Genomic DNA, 20,392 nt, shown 5'->3' with positions numbered 1-20,392 from the left:
CTCAGATAAATCAAATATTTGGCTTTTTATCAATTATTATTGTCTTGGTTGTCTCGTTTGAGCTAATTCGTGTTCTACTAAATAAAGAATACAGAAAGGCAATAACCAAGCATGAACATGACGACTTCATGTCATTATTAGTGGATTACCGTTACACAAAGATCATACTACTTTGTGTTTTATGGCTACATTTTGCTCAAAAAGCATATCAGGCATTTTTCCCATAATTCCTTTATCGGCATGCTTCTAAAGTCCCAAACGTAGCCGCTATTTGGTTCTTAGAGATATATGGGACGCCTTGTGCCTAATTTTATTGTGCTATTTAGGGCACACTTTAGTATATAAGTTGTATTAAGGTGTGCCTCTAATCTGTAGTCATTCATAATTATAAGTCTTCAACCTGAACATGCGATGTTGACAGGGACCACACAAAAGTCAAAGACCCAAAACAAACTCCTCTATAAAATGTGTTGGGTGCTTGGCACGCTTGTCCTATCACATTTTGTATGGAAGTGGTCGAATAACGATTGGACAACAGATCCTCTTATACTTTTTACTTGGTTCATTATTTTCATCTATATCCAACCTTACCTCCCATCAAAACACATTTAGGAGATGCTTTTCTTTTGGTTTTGAGAAAGTTTCCTCATTGCCAAGCTTCGATTGGAGTTGCTTGTATTTGGATTTCCATGAATTATTAGATTAAAAAAACAATATGATTATGACTGTATATGCTCTCTTAGGTGGGGGTGCATTTCAAAACTTCCCTGCGCGTTGAAAAAGTTGTACCTTGGTTGAGGAATGTCCCTTGACTTGCGGATTAAGAATCCGCATAAACCTCTTACAGCCATGACCGAAGCTCAATTTTTAGAACTTGCCCGCCAGCGTTATCAGGAAATTCGCGCCTTGAACGAGTTAGATTCCTTCTACGAACACGAAAAACAGTTCGATGAATTGTGGGTAGAACTGGGGCGTGAAATCATGGAACAGAATCTGGGGGAGGTTCCTCAATCGGTCAAAAAAAAAACGAGATCAGGACCCGATTCGGGAAGGTAACGTTATCCAAAAGCCATGATTACTGTACAAAAGTTAACAACAGTTTTACGTCTCCGTACCTGCAAAGCCTGATGGCCATGGCAGGGGCGAGCGACGTGTACAGTAAAGCAAACGACCTGTTTCAGCACTTTTTACGGATCCCCGTTTCGTTAGCGAGCGTGTTTCGGGTTAGTAATGCGCTTGGTGCACAGCTTGAGTCTGTACTTACCGAGCCAGCCCCTGAACCTGTTGAGGTGCCGGCATCGGAAGTGGTTTATGCTTCGATGGATGGAAGTATGGTGCAAACGGATGACGGCTACAAAGAAGTAAAAGCGGGTCGTGTTTGGGTGCAAAGTTCGATTACAGCCAACGGATCAACCCGCAATCGGATCACCGAGAGCCGGTATAGCGCTCATTTAGGGCATTATTCGGATTTTCTGCCAAAGTTTGAAGCGAGTTTATCGCATTTGTGGATTGCAAATCCACGGCAGACCGAGGAATCGAATCTGGTATTCATTACCGATGGCTCAAACTGGATCCATGCGTACACAACCACCCATTATCCGGCGGCAACCCATATTTTAGACTACTTCCATGCGGTAGAACGTTTACATACCTTTTCAACGACAATTGGCTTGCCTGCAACCTGGTTTGATGAGCAATGCAAAGCCTTAAAAGAACAGGGCGTATCAAACGTAATCCATGCCGTCGAAAAACAGACCTGCACAAACGCAAACTCACTTACCGCCCAAAACAATTTGTTGACCTATTACCGGAACAATGCCGGCAGAATGGATTATCCCGCCTACCTCAAGCGGGGGTTGTGTATTGGGAATGGAGCAATGGAAGCGGCTAATCGAACCTTAGTCCAAACACGGTGTAAGCGAAGCGGGCAAATATGGAGCGAAAAAGGCGTCAATCATATGCTCAATCTGAGAAGCGTACTTCAATCCAACAACTGGGAACAGGTCGTTAAGCTGCTGAGCTAAAGACGAAGCAACTTTTGAAATGCACCCGACCTCAAGTTATAATAGGAATTAGTTTTGTCTATGTACTTAATTGCCCTTTCTGGCATGAAAGAAGAAAAGGCCATGCTGTTAAACATGGCCCTAAACTGAAACAAATGCAAAAATTGGTTCAATGCCACCACTCCCAAAGGCATTCATCCGAATTACATATTTAAGATTAGAAAAACACTGAAATTCCTGCTTGAATGTTTCGCGGATTCCCTGGCGTAAAATGTAATTCAGAAACCGGAGCAACTTCGTTCTTTAGGCGAGAAGTCGTATCAAACTGTGCCTCATTCCAATCCGTGTCAAACAAGTTCTCGATGCTGAAAGACACTTCCGCCCGCCGAAAGCGATATGAAGCCCCTGTATTGAACAATGTGTGGCCCAATGCCCGAACCGAGTTGTCCTCGTTTGCGGGACGAGCACCGATATGCCTTCCCTGAAAATGTGCAGAAAAGCCGTGTACATTCCGCCACGTAAGACTACCCTGTGTGGTTAATCGGGGCGCAAGCGGGATGTGGTTTTCACCAGATGGTGCCCCCACGATTTTTCCATTAGACAAGATAAAATCCGCAGAGGCAAAAAGGCTTGGTATTAACTGCGCTTGTGCTTCCACATCTATGCCATAGCGGCGCGTGGGATCCGAGAGTTCCGTAAAGCCACCATCGCCCACATATACAAACTCTCGCTCTAAGTCTAAGCGCCAAAAGGCCAATGCAATGGTTGTCTTTTGGTCGTTCGAGAACCAACGTGTTCCTATTTCTGCACCGAGTGCGCGGGGCAAGGTTTTTGTTTCGGCTTGTTCTGGTTCAATAAAACGGGTACGGAAAGCATCCGCAATTTGTGCTTGGGTTTTGCCCTCTTTTTGGAGGGTTGCAGCAAGATCGTGTGCATATTGTCCTAAAACTGCATTTCGGGCATCGTTAGAATGAAAGCCGCTTCCCAGATTTACGAACACTGCCCAATGGGATGTAGGCCGATAAGCCAGATTAAACTTTGGACTTAAGATTTGCTGATGGGCGCTTCCATCTGCACGGGGTAAATCGGAAGTTGCGTGGTTTTTGACCTTGAACCGAAAATCATCGGCCCGCAGTCCCACCTGAAGTTCCAAGACCGGCATCAACGGTATAATATGCTCGAACCACAGGGCCGTATTGGTTTCTTTAATGTCTGCATTCGCCCATTCTTCTGTACGAATCCGTTCTGGGCTTTTCATTAATCCCACATTCGCACGGTCGTGCCGCATCTGAAAACCCATCTTGGTACGCCGTCCGAGGCTCATCTCTGTATTCAAGCCACCCAAAAAGCGATTATCGAACTGCTCGATCATATCCCCTTTTAAGGCATCCTCTAAGAAAAAAGTGAAGTTAGAAAAGAGACCAAATTGATACCGACTGGCCCAAAATTGGGCTTTAAACGGGAAGACCGACCCCGTATCCTCGAACGTAAGTGAAAGGTTTTGACGGCTGGTTTCGCCACCCTCGCCGGAGTCTATCGCCCCCCACCGGGTAATGAGTCCGGAATCAATAGCCCGCTGAGGGATTTGACCGGAGGCATCCCATGCGGCACCAAACGCACTGGCAGCAACGGTTAAAGATTTGGTAAGGGTACGTTGTTTGCGGTATTTCGTAAACACATTGTAACGGTCAAAGTTTTGTTTTTCAATGAAAGGTCCATCGGAATGGTGGATTTGGGCCGCAACATAGAGGTTTTGTCCGTTTTGGGTGATGGGTTGCAAAAGTGCAGTCCCACGAATTGTGCCAAATTGTCCGCCTTCTATTTTTACCATCTGTTCTATAAGCTTTTCCTTGGTCCGAAAAGCGACCGCGCCAGCTGTTGCCAAATTCCCCAAGGAGGCAAAATAGGGGCCTTTAGAGACCGACATTTGTTCTATCGTCTCCGCAATCACAAAATGGAGATCCGCATATCCTTGCCCATGTCCATGCGAAACCATGTTAACAGGCAAGCCATCCACCGAAATTGCTACATCGGTTCCATGATCGGCATCAAAATTCCGGAGGTAAATTTGTTCTGCTTTTCCGCCACCCGCATGTTGGGCAATAATCAGTCCTGGAACCCGTTGTAGCAGGTCTTGTGTGGTCCGTGCCGGACGGATGGTTAAGTCCAATTGTCGAATTTCTTGGATCCCAGCCGCCGAAAACGGCCGATTGGCTTCGATGGTCGTAGATGGAATGACCCGTACCAGCAAGTCTTCTTCTGCATTTTCCGAGACTAAGTTGATATTGAGCGTTTTGGTCTCGCCCGCTTGAATCTCAACTTGAACCTCATATGGTTTATATCCCACAAACGAGACCACCAACAAGTATTTTCCTGCCGAAAGTTCTGTAAGGGCAAATCGTCCGTCTGGATCAGTTATGGTTCCTTTTTGGAGAGGCTTCAGAATAAGGGTGGCGCCGGGCATCGGACGGGTATCTTCCCACACCGTCCCGACAATTTTTGCCGTTTGTGCAAACGTGACCGAAGCACAATAATAAAGGCTTAAAAAAAGTAAAATCAGATACCTCGCGTTCATAAGATCCGCTTTTAGGGTGATATATTATTAAACAGACCGAAGAAGATACACTTGGTTTCAGGTTGGGAGGAAAAAAACATCCGCCATATAAAATTTTCTCAATCACCTGCTCTTGGACAAGAGCCATAGAAAAAAGTGAGGCAAAAAAAGGAATTATTTTGATCTACAGCAAGATCGGCATGGCTTTTGACACACTTTTATGCATACCCTATCAAGATATTTCCGCCATGTTAAAAAAAAGCCTCGTTTGTTGTATGGGCCTTTTGGGCTATGCACACCTTGTTTTTGCACAAGAGACCCTATTAAGCCCCTTCCATTCAACCACCAGTTCTGTTCACCCTCCTCTCATCTCGGTGATAGAGGAGATTCGCCCGGTTGCGTCACCGTCCCCGCAATCCATGAGGAAATGGGAGGTCAGAAAGAAGCCGCTGCGCGAAGAGGTACGGATATTTCTTGATCCTATTCCAACCATTCAACCGGACTTGGCCACTGCGCCTACACAGCGTCTTATGCGGGACGAAACCAATCCTGTACCAGACATGGCGTCCCTTGAGCAGCCAGCTTGGGTGATGAGTCGCCAGTTGACACTTTCCGAGACGAAGAAAGAGGCAACATTTACGCGAAGCATTCACATGATGAGCGGAAAAGGAGGCGTCCTTTGCAGTTGTGTACTGTTCGCCCGTACATTAGTGCCGGAACTGCCTTATGGCCTGCATAATTATCAAGATAAATTAGCAATCATCAATAGCCATACACCGGAGGTGGGACATGTGGCCATTATAAAAAGTCCTTCGGGGCTTGGGCATGTTGCTGTGATAAAATCCTTAAACAATGATGGTTCAATGACCATTGAGGAAGGAAATTTCCGACGGTGTAAACGCAATATCCGTACTGATATGCCAGAAAGAATGAACATAAAAGGATATTTCAATCCTAAAAAATAACTAATTTTCAATCAGTTTTAACTCCCCCGCTTTATCGCAACGCAAACAAGCCTTTTGTTTGATGGACTTTGGCAGACACACCGAGTGATGTGTTTGTGCCAGTATCGTATGATTTAGCCTTTCTTCCTTTTTCGATATATAGACGCCGTGTTTTTCTTTCTGTGTCTTTTCTTGAGATCGTCTATCTGCTGGACGATAGCCCACCGAAGTTTTTCTGACGATCGCCAAAGACGCGACTCGGCTTAAAAAAGTTAATTTTACAATTTTCATCCAATCTATTTTATATAAAAGGTTTTTTTACCTAAATTATTTAGGATATCATATCAACCACCACGACAAGTTTTCAGCGGTATGAACAAAACGGTTCCTTCATTTGGGGCACATTATTTTTTTGATGAAGCCTATGATGAAATGTTTTCTGCCCCCAATGAAATACGTCCGATGTATCGGGCATTACAACAACGGCTAATGGAACTGGGGATCGAAGAGTTGCAGGCAAGACAACAAGCCAGCGATAAATCTTTCCTCAACCAGGGGATCACCTTTACGGTTTATGGCGACGAAGGAGGAACCGAGCGCATTTTCCCCTATGACCTCTTGCCTCGAATTTTGACCGGTAGCGAGTGGATACACATCGAGCAAGGCTTAAAACAGCGCATCTATGCCTTAAATTTGTTTTTAAAAGACTTATACACCGACGAAAAAATTCTCAAAGACCGGATTATCCCAAAAGAGTTGGTGTATTCCTGCAAACATTATCGTCGGGAAATGCGCGGGTTTCCGGTTCCGAAAGGGGTGTATATTTCCATTGTTGGGACAGATCTTATTCGATTGCCGGATGGTCGCTTTGCCGTATTGGAAGACAACCTCCGGGTTCCGAGCGGGGTCTCGTATATGCTGATGAACCGTAGCATCATCAAACGGGTATTTCCGGTGGTTTTTCGTAACTATGGCGTACTTCCGGTTGAGCAGTACCCACAAATGTTACTGGCGGCGCTGCGGTCACTTTCTTCACCAACGCTGGATCCTTCGATTGTCCTGCTCTCACCCGGCATTTACAATTCGGCGTATTTTGAACATGCTTTTTTGGCACAACAAATGGGCATCCAACTGGTAGAGGGACGGGATCTGATTGTCCATAACAATGTGGTTTATCGGCGCACAACTTCTGGTTTGCAACGGGTGGATGTGATCTACCGACGGGTGGACGATGATTTTATGGACCCCCTTGTCTTTCGAGAAGACTCGGCATTGGGCGTTCCAGGTATTTTTAGTGCCTACCGCGCCGGAAATGTAGCCCTTGCCAATGCCGTAGGAACGGGTGTTGCTGACGATAAAGCGATCTATGCCTATGTCCCCGAAATAATCCGGTATTATTTGGGCGAAGAGCCTATTTTACCAAATGTAGAAACCTATATCTTGGATCGTCCGGCGGAGTTAACATATGTTTTAGACAACATCAGTCAGCTCGTGGTAAAAGCGGTAGGAGAAGCAGGAGGTTATGGGATGTTGATCGGGCCACATAGTACCAAGGCACAACAAGAAGCCATGCGCGCACAGGTTTTGGAAAACCCCCGGAATTATATTGCACAGCCGACCATTTCCCTTTCTCGTGCACCATGTTTTATTAACGATCAGTTTGAGCCGCGTCATGTGGATTTGCGTCCATATGTCTTGTATGGAGACGATATCCAAATCGTACCGGGCGGCCTTACCCGCGTGGCTTTGCGACGAGGCTCCCTTGTGGTTAACTCCTCACAAGGAGGAGGTAGCAAAGATACCTGGGTCTTGCACCAATAAACCGAACAATATTGAACACCCTATCACCAATAAAACCTAAACGCCATGCTTGCGCGTGTTGCCGATAGCCTCTACTGGATGAGTCGCTACCTCGAAAGGGCAGAACATGCTGCTCGCATTTTGGCTGTGGGCCTGAATACCATGCTGGAACAGTCACCCGAACAGGCCACACGTCAGTTACAGCGGATGCGTCGGCTGCTGATGTTGCCCACAGATCCCGACGGAGACCCGCTTAAAATGCTCGCTTGGGTGGTGCTGAACCCCGAAAACCGCTCCTCCATATTTTCCTGTATTGCAACAGCACGCGAAAATGCACGCCAAGTGCGAGAACAGATTACTTCCGAAATGTGGGAACAGGTCAATCGCATGTATTTAGACCTAAAGCAAGCGCGGTCTGGCCTCTGGATGTATCAACCGGATTCCCTCCTGCGTGCAATATTGGAAGGGATTCACCTATTCCGTGGCTATACAATTGCCACCATGAACCACGAGCAAGGTTACAATTTTTTAGAATTGGGTCGGGCAACAGAACGAATTGAATCCGTCACCTATTTATTGGAAGCACATTTTGTGGAGGACACCGATCAAGACGAACAGCACACCGGGTTGTTTGGATATCTGGAGTGGATTTCGCTCTTGAAAACCTGTACCGCATTTGAAGCTTACTGCAAGGTGTACACCGCAGACCTACAACCGAAACAAATTGCAGAATTTTTGCTCTTAAGCGGACAATCTCCGCGTTCTGTACGCTATAATGCGGACATTGTCCTGCACACAATCCGGCAAATTGCCGAAAAGAGTGGACGAACCGCTGCAAAGTTAGATCGCTTGGCCGGACGCCTACAGGCCACCCTCCGGTATGGGCAAATTGATGAAGTAATTGAAGAAGGGATGTCTGTGTATCTACAACAAATCCGCTTTCAATTACAACAAATCCACCATGTGGTGTACCAGACCTATATCACCTATCCAATTGAAAAGGAATTAACTGTTTGATGGAGATACCTGCTGCATCCATACATTCCGCCCAGACAACTTCTTGTCATTATATTGTGCGGCATGTAACCCGTTTTGCCTATACCCATGCGGTCTCCGAAGCATTTACCGAACTTCGGATGCAACCCCTTATGGATAGCGAACAAACCCTGCGCGAGTTTAAAATCGGTGTCACGCCCAAAGCCCAAATCCATTCTTATACCGATCATTGGAGAAATACCGTACATTATTTCAGCCATCCTGCAGCCCATAAGCAAATGCTTATTAAGACCGAGTCGGTGGTGGAGGTTAAACCCGTGGTGCCATTACCTGCTGGGGGACGAATGTCTGACTGGGAGGTGTTTGCGCAGGGAGATGTCCGAGATCAGTACTGGGATTTTCTAAATCAAAGCCGTTTCATCCAAAAAAGTCCTTTGTTGATGCAATTTATGGAGGAAATGCAAGTCTCGCGCCTTCTGGATCCGCTTTCGGTACTGCTGAATCTGAATAGCAACCTCTATCATGGCATCCAGTATGTTCCCAATAGTACCCGTGTAGATTCACCCATAGACGATGCTTTAAGAGACCGTAAAGGCGTTTGTCAGGATTTTGCCCATATTTTTATTGCATTGGTACGTCAATTGGGCATTCCCTGCCGATATGTGAGTGGCTATTTGCACCACAGCCAAGAAGACCTCAGCGCCGATGGGGCTTCCCACGCATGGGCCGAGGCTTGGTTACCTGATAGGGGTTGGATTGGCTTTGATCCAACCAATCATTTATTGGCCGGACAACGTCATATTCGGGTGGCTTATGGCCGCGACTATGCAGATGTCCCCCCTTCGCGTGGGGTATTTAAAGGCGACGCCACAACGAAACTGGGGGTTTCGGTGGTTGTAGCTCCCACTTTTGCCCCTGTAGAGGTGAATGAAATGCCGGAGGTAGCGGATCTCCCCGCTGGATGGCAACCAAATGACCACGATATCCAGCAAGCCCAGCAACAACAATAAGCCTCGGATCACGATCTTAAACCTTTGGTGCATCCGTAGATACCAGCCTTGATGCGCATTTATTATACAATGCACAAGATGTCAATTCGTCATATCTTATGTACGCACCTTGCCAGCTTGACACATATTGAGATTGGGAATGGTTTTGGCAAACCAGCAGTCATTAAGTAAATGACCGGAGGATAAGCCATGAACCTGAACAAATTTACCGTAAAAGCCCGCGAGACCGTTCAAGATGCAATGGAACTGGCGGCTGCACAAAACCATCAAATGATTGAACCTGCCCACTTGCTCAAAGCCTTGCTAAAGGATGAACAAAGTGTGGCAAGCAGCATTTTCCAACAATTGGGCACCCAAACGGCTGCCTTAAATACAAAGACAGATGCCTTGCTCGCCCGTTTGCCGAAAGTTGCTGGTGCGGGCGTGGAAGGACAATACCTGAATACAGAAACCAAACAGGTATTTGATCAGGCCCAAAAAGAGGCCGATGCACTTAAGGACGACTTTATTACCACCGAAGCCCTGCTGATTGCTCTGGCGGGGTGTAAGGACGAAACCGGAAGAACCCTTCGTGAGGCGGGTATCTCGAAAGCCCAAATCCTGAATGTGTTGCGTGATATTCGGGGCACGCAGTTGGCAACAGATGAACACGCCGAAAACCGTTATCATGCCTTAAAACGATATGCACGCAACCTAAATGATCTTGCACGAAGAGGAAAAATAGATCCGGTAATCGGACGCGACGACGAAATCCGCCGCGTGCTGCAAATCCTGAGTCGCCGAAGCAAAAACAATCCTGTACTCATCGGGGAACCAGGTGTTGGGAAAACCGCTATCGCCGAGGGCTTGGCCATTCGCATGGTATCGGGCGACGTTCCGGAAGGACTCAAGTCTAAAGAAATTGTCTCCTTAGACATGGGGGCGCTGATTGCGGGGGCCAAATACCGAGGCGAGTTTGAGGACCGCTTAAAAGCCGTTGTCAAAGAGGTGACCGAGGCCAATGGCCAGTTGATTCTTTTCATAGACGAAATCCATACGTTAGTAGGGGCTGGTGCTGCCGAAGGGGCCATGGATGCTGCCAATATCCTGAAACCCGCCTTGGCGCGGGGGGAACTGCGGGCAATTGGGGCCACAACGTTGGCCGAGTACCAAAAATACATGGAGAAAGACAAAGCGCTCGAACGCCGCTTCCAAACGGTTATGGTGGAAGAGCCAACGATAGAAGACTCCATCTCCATTCTACGTGGGATCAAGGACCGCTACGAGGTGCATCATGGAATCCGAATTTTGGATGGCGCCATTGTGGCAGCCGTAGAACTTTCGAGCCGATACATCACCGAACGCTTCCTGCCAGACAAAGCCATAGACTTAATGGATGAAGCCGCTGCCCGTATCCGGATCGAAATTGACTCGATGCCCGAGGAGTTGGACAACTTGGAGCGCCAGATCCGTCAATTAGAAATCGAGCGAGAAGCCATTAAGCGTGAAGTGGCCGATGGCGTAAAAGCTGCGGAAAACAACATGCAACACATCAACGAGCAACTGGCGAACTTGTGCGAACACCGCGATCATCTGAAAGGGCAGTGGATGCAAGAGAAGAAACTCGTGGGCGAAATCCGTATCAGCAAAGAAATGATTGAAAACTTGCGATTCGAGGCCGAAACGGCGGAACGGAAGGGGGATTTTGCCAAAGTCGCGGAAATTCGGTACGGAAAATTGCCAGAGCAGGAGCGTAACATCGAGGCCATTAAAGAAAAGCTGAACCAATTGCAAGCACAAGGCTCCATGCTGAAGGAAGAAGTAACCGCCGAGGACATCGCAGAGGTCGTTAGTCGTTGGACGGGAATTCCTGTCACGCGGATGTTAGAGTCTGAGCGGACAAAGCTGCTCAAAATGGAGGAAGAGATCGCAAAACGGGTTGTGGGCCAATCGTCGGCGCTTCATGCGGTCTCGAATGCGGTGAGGCGCGGACGGGCAGGCTTGCAAGACCAACACCGACCTATTGGTTCCTTCATTTTTCTTGGTACTACTGGGGTTGGAAAAACCGAATTGGCGAAGGCGTTAGCGTCCTTTTTGTTCAATGACGACAATGCAATGGTGCGAATAGATATGAGTGAATATCAGGAACGCCATGCGGTAAGCCGGCTTATTGGTGCACCACCCGGATATGTAGGCTACGACGAAGGTGGGCAACTCACCGAGGCCGTTCGCCGCCGACCATATGCGGTCATTCTCTTGGACGAGATCGAGAAAGCGCATCCAGAAGTCTTTAACATCCTTTTACAGGTCTTGGATGATGGCCGACTAACCGATAATAAAGGTCGAACAGCCGATTTTAAAAACACCATCATTATCATGACATCTAATATTGGTGCAGAAATGATCCAAACCCGCACCGAAGCCGCTGGAGGCGTTCTTTCCACGACCGACCACCGAAAGCTACAAGAAGACCTCTTTACAATGCTTAAACAACGCGTGCGGCCGGAATTTCTGAACCGCATAGACGAAGTGGTGATGTTTAACCCGCTCGGACAAAAAGAAATTCGCAAGATTGTAGAAATTCTCTTTGCTCAAATTCAGCACTTGGCCAAAACCAGCCATAACCTCATGGTAACCCTCACCAACGAAGCAAAAGACTGGGTAGCACAACAAGGATTTGATCCAGTATTTGGAGCGAGGCCACTGAAACGGGTAATGCAACGAGAAATCACCAACCGGCTGGCTCAGGAAATTTTGGGAGGATGGGTTAAATCGGGCGACACCATCGAAATTGGGCTGAATACACGCCATGACGGACTACAGTTTGGCAGCATCTCAGACGCCGTATTGGTGGAAGAAGAGGCCAACGCCCTACCCCATACCCCCGAAGTGGGCCTGGCATAAACACAGATACCCATGTTGATCAGACCCTGTTTTCTCGTAGATAGCAGGGTCTGTTTGTATTATAGGGCACGATCGGTCGGTTATGAAGCAGTTGTACCCAGAATTAATTTCCCGAATGGACAAACAAGACAGTTCAATTTTTGACAATACTGTTTATACAATTGATGAATGGCCTGTACTTCCATTGCATTTTCCGGCGACCAATCGGGATGAGTAAACTGGCGCACGATGGTGTCGTCCGTTTTGGGAAGCCGCATTAAGAGGCTACTCAGGTGTGCGCTAAAGTGTGGGTTGTTCGGGTGGGCATACGTCGCCCAGACGGCAGGCAATAGGGCATTGGCAATGAGAATATCTGCCCGATCTCGGCCCATAATTGCGGGGGATTTTCCGGAGGTTGTGGTCAGTAAAAAATGGTTTTGCCAAAATGATGAAGGTGGAATGCGCAATATTTTCCGAAGTTGGGAAATGGCATCGCGTTGGCACGAAGCCTCATAAACAGCCTCCACCGGATCTCCGTCAAACAAGCCGCCTGTCGAGAACAAGGCAGCAGCTTGTGCCAACCGAAGAGTGGGAAAATTAGCCGGACGCAATCCTGAAAAACGCCAAACCTGCGGCGACAAAGGTGCAGTACCATACCGAACGGCCAATCGCTCGAACCGTGATGTGAGGTCCATCACAAAATCGGAGGTCGCACGGTCGGTTTCAAGCAAATCCTGCGGACGCGGTAATAGTCCTGCCGCGCCCAATAACAACGCCTCACGGTCTTCGGCCACCGACAACCCATACAACCACTCCACGTCCACCCGATTGGCTAAAAGTTGCATCGGGATTTGGTTCTGCGTATAGCCCAATCCTTCCAAAATATGTGCAAACAAAGCCTGTACATTAGGAGCCGTTTTTTGCGCCTTGGCAGACAATCGTTCGGCGGAATAGGCAGGAAGGTGGTGTCGGATGTATGTTGCTGGCACATGGTGCCATTGGGGCTGGCATAGAAAACGCTGTTCCTTTTGAACAAAGTGCTGATACAAAAGATTTTTAAACCCAGGCTCCAACAACGGAAGTAAGACAAGTTCAGGGATCAATGAACCATCGCGCCGCCGGATTTTACCTGTCCATTCATCCTCAAACAACGATACATGCAGAATGACACGATCATAAGCGGCGTCTCTTTCGTGACCGTGTGCCAGCCAGTCACCTGATCGGACATGAATTTCAACATCGCCCACCCACTGCTCTTCGCCCACCTTGAGTCTGGCAGCAAAAAAATCTGGTCCGCTGGTGTCGGTGTTGTGCCTCCCCGGAGACAAAATGGCGAGCGCTGCACCTTCGGTAGTCTGAGCACGCCCATGCTGGAATTGCAAATCCCGCCAGATTTTCTGAACCAAAAGCTCCGGAATCCGTGCTGGAGTGGGTTCATGCAATTGTACTTCAGTAATGGCCTCTGAACTGGCATAATAATAGTGGATGGGCCAGAAGTGGCCATAGGTTTTGCGCTTTGCCGAGGGATTGGACGTATGAGAGATGGTTTGTGTAGGCATAAAAAACCTCCGATGGTTGGTTTGGCGTGAATTACCCCAATGACACCGGAGGTTGGAAAAGTATAACTTTATACGAATTAGTCTAATTGCATGGCCATGCCTTCCCACAAAGCATTTTCGGACTGCATCATCGTCCTTGCACCTGCTTCATCGCAAACAACGGCTTTCCCTATTGCATTGACGCCCGTTTTGCGGCTGGCTTCTATCATGACCTCGGCGCAAACGGCAGCGTGGGTTTCGGATGTGCAAACCGCAAACATGGCTGGGCCGCTTCCTGTGAGGGCGCAACCCAAAGCACCTGCTTCGTGAAGGGCAGCCGCTTTTATGTACTGATAACACGGGACAAGGGTTGCCCGAAGAGGCTCAACCAATCGGTCTTGCATAATCAACTGCCCAACGGCCTCCCAGTCTCCTGCATGAAACGCAGCAACCAAGAAGCCGAAGTCGGAGGCATTCTGGATGGCGTCTTTGAAAGGAACTTGTGGCTTCAGCATTTCGCGAGCCGCCTTGGTAAGGACCTGTACTTCCGGTACTACAATGGCCAGGTGTAATTCGGAAGACAAGTCCACCTTTCGGTATCGGGTAGGATCTGATGCAGAAACCAGCACTAGACCACCCAACAACGCCGGAAGCACATTATCGCCATGACGCCCCCCAGATGCAATGGTTTCGCCCTCTAATACCGCATCCAGCAGTGCGGTTTTCTCAAACGGATACCCCAGCAAGGCGTTGGCGGCATATGCCCCCGCCACAGCAGAAGCAGAAGACCCACCAATACCAGAACCCATTGGAATCCCTTTATGAATCCGAAACGAAATACCAACCTTTGCACCCACTTGATCTAATACCGACTGGGCAGCAACCGCAACGGTATTATGGGCCGGATTGAGCGATAAAACACCTCCATCACCCGTAATTTTTTCAATCACCATACCGGGTTCTTCGCACAAAGACGCTTCCAGCATATCCCCATAGCCACTGATACACATCCCGACTGAGTCGAAACCGGGACCAAGGTTAGACAAAGAGGCCGGCCCCCAGATGTGAAGCGTGTTAGGTTTTTCTAATTCCTGCATTTTTCTTGGGTTAAATCCTTATTTGGATGTAATGAAAAAATGGGTTGTGGGGACTTCCCTAAAATAGGAAAGGGGATGGGTTTTCACCCCGCCCCTTTCGTTAAGAATCACATAGAAATTGCAGGTTAGTTTTGCGGCGGCACCACTTTCAGGATTTCCAAGTCATAGACAATGTACGAGCCACCCGCAATCACAATTTGGGTGGGGTCTATCGCATACGCCAATTTGGAGGGAATCACAAATGTCTTACGATCTCCTTCGCGCATGGTCAGGAAAGCAAGGCGAATACCTTCTAGGATAGGATTCTGTCCAAACTTAAACGTGGTTGGATTACCGCGTGTGCGGGAATCGTCCAATTTTTGCCCATTTAGGATTGACCCTGAAAAGTGGAATGTCACGTCGGCCTGTGGCACAATTTGTGGTCCGGTTCCCTCGGTTTGGGTATGAACCCATAGCCCAGATTCTAATTTCACCGCATTGGGCCACTGGGTTTTAATACTGGCCTCGGCTTGTAGCGCAGCTTCGGCCCGGCGTTGTTCTTCCACAACCATCGCTTTTTGTACCTGCTCATCAAAAAATGCTTGCGTCACTACAAATCCTTTCGCTTTTTCACCTCGCCGATCTATACGAATCGTCAGGATACTATCACCTTGTTTAATGGCATCCACTACCGATTGACCCTTCACCACTTGTCCGAATACGGCATGTTTGCCATCCAACCAAGGCGTCTCTTTGTGGGTAATAAAGAATTGACTACCATTGGTGGCTGGACCGGAGTTTGCCATAGACAAAACACCTGGTTTGTCGTGTTGAAGTGTGGGATCAATTTCATCAGGGAAGCTATAACCCGGACCACCCATGCCATCATTTCCGGGGTCTTCATCCAACGAATTAGGATCTCCCCCTTGAATCATAAAATTAGCAATGACCCGGTGCCATTTGATACCGTCAAAAAAAGGTGTCCCCAAGCCGCGAGAAGAGTTTTTGCTCCCCTCCGCCAAGCCCACAAAGTTTGCGACCGTCATAGGCGTTTTATCATAAAAAAGCCGTGCCACAATTTCACCCTTCGAGGTGTTGATGATGGCAAAGACACCTTCGTCGTCTGGATTAGGCAGCGGCTTGGTTGGTGTCTGGGGTTTGGCACGGGCTGCATTCGGTTTGGATGCAGCCCCTTTTGGTTTGGGTTTCTGCACCGTTTTCGTGGTTGTCTTGGACTTAGGGCGGTTTTGCGCCTGTACACTTAGGCCAAACACACCTAGGCAAAGTAGTAAAAAAAACGTAATGCTAAACTGTTGCTTCATGTTTATCCGTGGTTAACAAGTGAACCGTTAAACGATTAACCTCATCTGGAGGCATCTGGCACAAAAATAAGAAATCAAAATTACGAACCTAACGGTCGTGTCAAAAAGAAAAGTGTGTTTGCTTGGTCAGTTCTGCCAATTTTGCGGATCATATTCCAAATTTGACCTATGCTTCTAAAGCAATCATGTCATAATGGCCGATAAAAGAGACGCTTTTTTGCAGACATGGCAGGTAATTCGGTTTGGCACTTCACTTGTAATCTTTCAGATTGTAATCAAAAAAACAATCACAAACCTATTTGGAGAATTGCCATGAAGACCTACATGAAATCCTACTCCCCTGTTTTTGGTAGCTTCGGACACGTTGAACGTGAACTGGGACGCGCTTTAGATACATTGTTTGGCCCAGCTATTCAAACCACAGTGAACACCTGGAACCCCCAAACCGATATAGCCGAAACGGAAACCGCTTATTGGGTGACCATGGATTTACCAGGATTGGCAAAGGAAAATGTTTCTATCAATCTGACGGAAGACCTTCTGACCATTTCGGGTGAACGGGTGATCGAAACCAAAAAAGACGGAACGGCTTACCATAGCAACGAGCGTTACTCGGGTAAATTCCTACGCAAATTCCGGTTGCCGAAACCCGTACAAGTGGATGCTGTCCAAGCCCGCTTCGAAGGAGGGGTATTGCACATTGAACTTCCTAAATCAGAAGCCATTAAACCGATCAATATCGAAATCAAATAAACAAATTTGATTTATCCTGTAGCAGGAGGCCTTTCTTCGGGGTCTCCTGTTTTTATTTAGCCCCTCTTCCCATTTACCATCAGGGAAAATCCAATTTTGTTTCAAAAATTAACATGCCTATTTTAGCCGTAGCTAAATCCCTTATTGACATGCAACTCAGACTCTTTTTCTTTTTCGTCATGTGTTCGGTTCAGGCCGTTTATTCCCAACTTCCCTACGAGATTCAGGCTCCACACCTTGTCCAGATCAACCGGACGCCCATGCGGGCACATGGCTTCGGCTTCGAGTCTGAAGCGATGGCTAAAGAGAACGAGCGAGAAGAATCGTCTTTTTACCAGTCCTTAAATGGCATTTGGCGGTTTCATTGGGTAAAGAATCCGGCAGATAGGCCCTCCGATTTTATGAAGGCGGAATTTGATGATACAAAATGGACTGATTTTCCCGTTCCCGCCAATTGGGAAGTGAATGGTTATGGATTACCAATTTATGTGAACCATCCTTATGAATTTACAGGACATGCCAAACGTGGCAAAGCCTTGAACCCACCTTATGACATTCCGCAAGACAACAATCCAGTCGGGTCATATCGGAAGAAGTTCACGATTCCAACCAACTGGCAGGAACGACAAGTGTTTTTGCACCTCGGCGCGGTCAAGTCGGCGGTATATGTCTGGCTCAATGGGAAATTTGTGGGATACAGCGAGGACAGCAAATTGGCGGCGGAGTTTGACTTGACCCAATATCTGCAAGCCGGAGAAAATGTATTGGCTTTGCAGGTTTGGCGTTGGAGCGATGGCAGCTATCTGGAGGCGCAAGACATGTGGCGCATTTCTGGCATCGAACGGGATGTGTTTTTGTATAGTACACCCAAATTGGATCTGCGAGACTTTCGGGTTTCAACCTCCTTGTTTAACAACTATAACGATGGAAAGATTACAATAAATGCACAGGTTTGGAATTATAAAATAGACCAGAATACCTTACATACAAAACCCGATTCCTTTTTTGTCTCGGCAAAATTATTGGATCCTACTGGCGAGTTGGTCTGGGCTGCCGAACCACTCACGCCGTTGAATGTTTTAGGGAATTATCACCGCAACGTGTCGTTTGAGGGGAGTATTCCAGAAGTGTTGCCTTGGACTGCAGAGACCCCAACCCTCTACACGCTTTTACTTACGTTGAGCGATGTCCAAAACAAGGTCTTACAAGTGGTTCCGGCAAAGGTGGGATTCCGAAATATAGAAATTACAGACCGAAACTTCTTGGTGAATGGTAAAAGAGTCTTGTTGCGGGGTGTAAACCGTCACGAACACCATCCGGTTAATGGGCACGTACTGAGCCGGGCAGATATGCGGAAAGATGTGGAAATGATGAAACGCCTCAATGTAAATGCCGTTCGAACGTCGCATTACCCGCCGGATCCCTACTTTTTGGACTTGTGTGATGAATTTGGGCTTTATGTGGTGGATGAAGCCAATATCGAGTCTCATGGCCGTTATTACGACCTCGCTTATACACTTGGCAATGACAATGCTTGGCGGATTCCCCACTTAGACCGCATCCAGCGGTTATACGAGCGGGACAAAAACCGTGCATCCGTCATTGCATGGTCTATGGGGAATGAGGCCGGGAATGGGGCTAATTTTTATGCGGCTTATGATTGGCTTAAAGTGACCGATCCTTCGCGCCCCGTCCAATATGAACGCGCCGAACAGGACTACAATACCGATATTGTTGTACCACAATACCCCGACCCAGACTGGCTCCGAACGTATGCACAATCCAATCCAGATCGCCCACTCATTATGTCGGAATATGCACATATTATGGGGAATAGCTTGGGGAATTTTCAGGATTATTGGGATGTGATCGAGCGCGAACCCTTCTTGCAAGGTGGGTTTATTTGGGAATGGATAGACCAGAATTTTGATGTCGTGAAAAACGGAAGGCGCATCAAAGCCTATGGTGGCGACTTCCCCTTAGAAGGCCCAACGGATCCAAATCTTTCCGACAATAATTTTTGTGTAAAAGGTGTAGTTACAGCCTATCGCGAAATGACCCCAATGGCGCATGAAGTCAAAAAAGTATATCAGCCTATTGGTACACAATTAAAAAACAAGGTCTTAGAAGAAAAAAAATCTGAAGTTGCAGTGCAGAATAAATGGTTTTTCCGCAACACTGAAAACCTCTATTTGGTTTGGCAACTATTAGAAAATGGGCTATCGGTAGAAACAGGGAAAATAGAAACCGTAACGATTTTGCCCCAGCATTCCGCAGTTATCCCAATTCGTTGGAAAACAATTTTCAAGCCAACCGCCGAGTACCACCTTAATATATCGTATCGGTTAAAAGCCGCCGAGCCATTCCTCCCAAAAGACTGGGAAGTGGCCTACGAACAATTCGAGGTGCAAACTGGAGTTAAGTCAACCGACGTTGTGTCGAAAGGGAACGTAAAGCCCAGTACCTCCGGTGACGAATTAATCCTTACAGCCAAAGACGTACAAATGGCGTTTCACTTGAAGACGGGCGAGTTGATGCGCTATGCCGTGGCTGGAAACACCTATATTTTACGCGGCGTTTTACCAGATTTTTGGCGTGCCCCCACCGATAATGACTTTGGAGCGGGCTGGAACCGAAAACTGAGGATGTGGCGCGAGGCATCTACTATGGCCACAATAGAGGTTTTGCACAAACCATCCGAAACCACAAAAGGTGGGTACGAAGTGCGCGTTATCCGTCGGCTTATGAACGATGATGTGCGGTTTGAACAAGTGTTTTTGGTGTATCCAGATGGCCAAATAAACACAGAACACCGCTTTAGCGCCGTCAAAGGGAAATACAGCGTTATTCCGCGCATGGGCAGCCTTTTGGAAGTGAATAAACAACTGTCTAACATCACATGGTTTGGACGTGGCCCGGAAGAATCGTATTGGGATCGTAAAACAAGCCAATTGGTGGGGCAATATCAGCAAACCCTTGCCGAGCAGTATTTCCCCTACGCACGGCCACAAGAAAGTGGAAACAAGACCGATGTCCGCTGGGTTCGGCTCTTAGATGAAAAAGGTAAAGGATTGGAAATAAAGGCTTTAGATCAGTGGATAAGCATCTCCGCACTGCCCTATAACCACGACGACTTAGACCCGCAAGTAACCAAGGCGCAATTCCATTCGGGCGAACTGAACGAACGTGACCGGATTTTCTTACATGTGGACTTGTTGCAAACGGGTGTGGGTGGGGTAGATTCTTGGTACACGCCTGCCCTCGAAAAATACCAGATTCGTTTTCAGGATTATCAGTGGCAATACCAAATTCGGCCAGTACGTTAAGGACGGTTAATCTTCCAGAATGTCTGCCAAGGTTAGGGAAACAGGGCCCAGAACATGAACAGGCGTGTTCCAATCCACAACCATCCACGGCTTATTCGGCTCGGCGACATAGATTTTTTGGGAGCGCGTGAGAATCCAAATCACCCGCTCCACGCCAAAGTCCAATAAATCCTGCGTTTTTTGCATCAAATAGTCGGTATCGGTATGG

General features: G+C 47.6%; 14 protein-coding genes. 9 read left to right on the top strand and 5 right to left on the bottom strand.

From position 1 onward, the window contains the following. Nucleotides 1-849: 849 nt before the first annotated feature. Nucleotides 850-1,056 (top strand): hypothetical protein, encoded by a 207-nt coding sequence (locus JNN12_07480; GenBank protein ID MBL7978167.1) that lies wholly within the window; start codon nt 850-852, stop codon nt 1,054-1,056. Between the two features lie 77 nt (nt 1,057-1,133). Next, nucleotides 1,134-2,024, top strand: coding sequence for a hypothetical protein (locus tag JNN12_07475; protein MBL7978166.1), 891 nt, complete (start codon nt 1,134-1,136; stop codon nt 2,022-2,024). Nucleotides 2,025-2,220: 196 nt separating this feature from the next. On the opposite strand, the gene JNN12_07470 is transcribed toward JNN12_07475, so the two are convergent. Next, nucleotides 2,221-4,578 carry a TonB-dependent receptor gene (locus JNN12_07470; GenBank protein ID MBL7978165.1) on the bottom strand — a complete coding sequence of 786 codons (2,358 nt, stop codon included), beginning with the start codon at nt 4,576-4,578 and terminating at the stop codon, nt 2,221-2,223. 227 nt (nt 4,579-4,805) lie between these two features. Here JNN12_07470 and JNN12_07465 point away from each other — a divergent pair, with 227 nt between their 5' ends. The 5 genes from JNN12_07465 to clpB all read left to right on the top strand — a co-directional run bounded on the left by JNN12_07465 (nt 4,806) and on the right by clpB (nt 12,190). Next, nucleotides 4,806-5,522, top strand: coding sequence for a CHAP domain-containing protein (locus tag JNN12_07465; protein MBL7978164.1), 717 nt, complete (start codon nt 4,806-4,808; stop codon nt 5,520-5,522). A gap of 351 nt (nt 5,523-5,873) precedes the next feature. Then, nucleotides 5,874-7,322 (top strand): circularly permuted type 2 ATP-grasp protein, encoded by a 1,449-nt coding sequence (locus JNN12_07460; protein MBL7978163.1) that lies wholly within the window; start codon nt 5,874-5,876, stop codon nt 7,320-7,322. A 45-nt stretch (nt 7,323-7,367) separates the two neighbouring features. After that, a complete protein-coding gene (locus JNN12_07455; protein MBL7978162.1) occupies nt 7,368-8,318 on the top strand; it encodes an alpha-E domain-containing protein in 951 nt (316 codons plus the stop codon). Further along, a complete protein-coding gene (locus tag JNN12_07450; GenBank protein ID MBL7978161.1) occupies nt 8,315-9,307 on the top strand; it encodes a transglutaminase family protein in 993 nt (330 codons plus the stop codon). Before JNN12_07455 ends, JNN12_07450 begins: the two co-directional genes overlap by 4 nt. Nucleotides 9,308-9,496: 189 nt before the next feature. Next, complete coding sequence (gene clpB, locus JNN12_07445) at nt 9,497-12,190, top strand: ATP-dependent chaperone ClpB (protein ID MBL7978160.1); 2,694 nt, start codon at nt 9,497-9,499, stop codon at nt 12,188-12,190. An 80-nt stretch (nt 12,191-12,270) separates the two neighbouring features. Here the strand turns inward: clpB and JNN12_07440 are convergent, their stop codons facing one another. From JNN12_07440 to JNN12_07430, 3 genes are all read right to left on the bottom strand, one after another. Next, nucleotides 12,271-13,728 carry a DUF2851 family protein gene (locus JNN12_07440; GenBank protein ID MBL7978159.1) on the bottom strand — a complete coding sequence of 486 codons (1,458 nt, stop codon included), beginning with the start codon at nt 13,726-13,728 and terminating at the stop codon, nt 12,271-12,273. A gap of 77 nt (nt 13,729-13,805) precedes the next feature. Further along, nucleotides 13,806-14,804 (bottom strand): homoserine kinase, encoded by a 999-nt coding sequence (locus JNN12_07435; GenBank protein MBL7978158.1) that lies wholly within the window; start codon nt 14,802-14,804, stop codon nt 13,806-13,808. Between the two features lie 125 nt (nt 14,805-14,929). Continuing rightward, entirely contained in the window at nt 14,930-16,105 is a 1,176-nt protein-coding gene (locus JNN12_07430) for a peptidylprolyl isomerase (GenBank protein ID MBL7978157.1), read from the bottom strand. A gap of 324 nt (nt 16,106-16,429) precedes the next feature. On the opposite strand from JNN12_07430, the gene JNN12_07425 reads away from it, so the two are divergent. Together JNN12_07425 and JNN12_07420 are read left to right on the top strand one after the other, a co-directional pair. Next, the gene (locus JNN12_07425) at nt 16,430-16,858 is read left to right on the top strand and encodes an Hsp20/alpha crystallin family protein (GenBank protein ID MBL7978156.1); all 429 of its coding nucleotides are present in this window, start codon (nt 16,430-16,432) and stop codon (nt 16,856-16,858) included. Between the two features lie 149 nt (nt 16,859-17,007). Further along, entirely contained in the window at nt 17,008-20,184 is a 3,177-nt protein-coding gene (locus JNN12_07420; protein MBL7978155.1) for a DUF4981 domain-containing protein, read from the top strand. A 6-nt stretch (nt 20,185-20,190) separates the two neighbouring features. Here the strand turns inward: JNN12_07420 and JNN12_07415 are convergent. Further along, a partial coding sequence (locus tag JNN12_07415) for a hypothetical protein (GenBank protein MBL7978154.1) occupies nt 20,191-20,392 on the bottom strand: 202 nt, incomplete at its 5' end.

Source organism: Bacteroidetes Order II. bacterium (assembly GCA_016788705.1).
Lineage (GTDB): Bacteria > Bacteroidota > Rhodothermia > Rhodothermales > UBA2364 > UBA2364.
This window is presented reverse-complemented; position numbering and strand designations above follow the sequence as displayed.